This window comes from Vreelandella hamiltonii, from assembly GCF_014651775.1.
GTDB lineage: Bacteria > Pseudomonadota > Gammaproteobacteria > Pseudomonadales > Halomonadaceae > Vreelandella > Vreelandella hamiltonii.
The window spans coordinates 1-1,349 of record NZ_BMXN01000059.1 but is presented as its reverse complement, the minus strand read 5'-3'; the positions used below and the strand labels follow the sequence as shown (position 1 = coordinate 1,349).

The window sequence follows — 1,349 nt, the reverse complement described above, 5'->3', positions numbered from 1 at the left end:
GGTTCTTCGTCACTTCATGTGGATTTGGCCTGATCGAACAGGCGGCCCACCGGGCTGCCAATCAGGTAGATCATGGCGATGAAGTTGGCCTCGTTACGGTAGCCGCGAGCGCGTGACCTTGCCGCCTGGAAAAGGCCGTTCATCCCTTCCAGTCGTGCGTTCGTCAGTCCCGAGATCCAGCGCCTAACCACCGCATCGGCATGGCGCTCCAGCGTTGCCAGGGCCTTACCCATCGGCGTCAGGAGAGGCTTCTCCGAGACTGCCGCCTTCGTGACCTTGAGATAGTTCGTGATGCGCCACCGGGCCGCTCTGGGCGTTGAGGCCTTCTGGACCCAGCGTAGCTTTTCCTTGATGATCCAGGCATCGGCCGTGGCGCTCTGATCGGTCACCAGCTCCTGGAGCGCCGCCAGTTGCTTGGGTGTCAGGTTCTCGTTGTCCAGGCTCTTCAGCAGGGCCCAGCGCAGCGACCTGGGGTGTCCCTGCTCCCGGCGCTCCTTCTTGCGCACCTCGTCCAGCCGCTTGGTAAAGGTCTGCACGATATGAAACCAGTCAACCGTGACCTCGGCCATGGGAAGATGCTCGGCCACGCCGCTGAGGAAGGCTTGTGACATGTCGCACACGACCTCGACCACGTTGTCCGGGTCGCCGCCGTGCGCCACCAGGAAGGCGTGGAAGGCCTCGATGGCCTCCTTGCCGTGGCCGGGGACGGCGAAGATCACCGGTTCCTGTTTGCGCTGCATGTCGAGAAATACCGTGACGTAGCGCTGACCGCGCCGGGAGGCGGTTTCGTCGACGCCGACGGCGGCTATATTGCTCAGATTCAGCTGCTCCAGCATCCGGCCGACGTAGTGGTGCACGATGCGCCACAACCGCTTATCGGAGATCTCCAACTGCCGGGAGACAGCCAGTACCGGCATCTCCTTGACCAACGACATGGCGGCCTGCTCGAACAGCAGGGTGAAGTCACTGCCCGGCCGCGCCCAGGGCACTTCGATGCGCTTGACGCCATGCTCGGGGCACCTGGTGCGAGGCACGCGGGCATGCAGGTAACAGTGATGCTGGAAGAAATTCAGGTGCCGCCAGATCTTGTCAGCGAAATCGTGAGCCGGACAGGCCTGGCCGCACTCAGGACAGGAGTAGAGGCTGCCTCGCTCGGCCTCGACATAGAGATCCAGCCGATGGGGCGATACGGAAGTATCCAGGTGCTGATCCTTGAGAATCCAGGGCGCTTGCAGGCCCAGGCCGAGAGTCAGAATTTGGGTGCCGTCCATGTCATACCTGCTGCCGTTGTGGAGACTATATTCTGGCCTGGCTCAGGGAATGAATTCCACACTCAGCGTCGAAGAGCC

1 protein-coding gene is annotated in these 1,349 nt (G+C 62.3%); it reads right to left on the bottom strand.

Annotated elements, in window-relative coordinates:
- Nucleotides 1-14: 14 nt before the first annotated feature.
- A complete protein-coding gene (locus IE091_RS18320) occupies nt 15-1,271 on the bottom strand; it encodes an ISL3 family transposase (protein ID WP_016915532.1) in 1,257 nt (418 codons plus the stop codon).
- Nucleotides 1,272-1,349 lie beyond the last annotated feature (78 nt).

Coding starts and splice junctions, on each gene's coding strand:
- IE091_RS18320 (WP_016915532.1), bottom strand. CDS start 1,271: ATGGACGGCACCCAAATTCTGACTCTCGGCCTGGGCCTGCAAGCGCCC.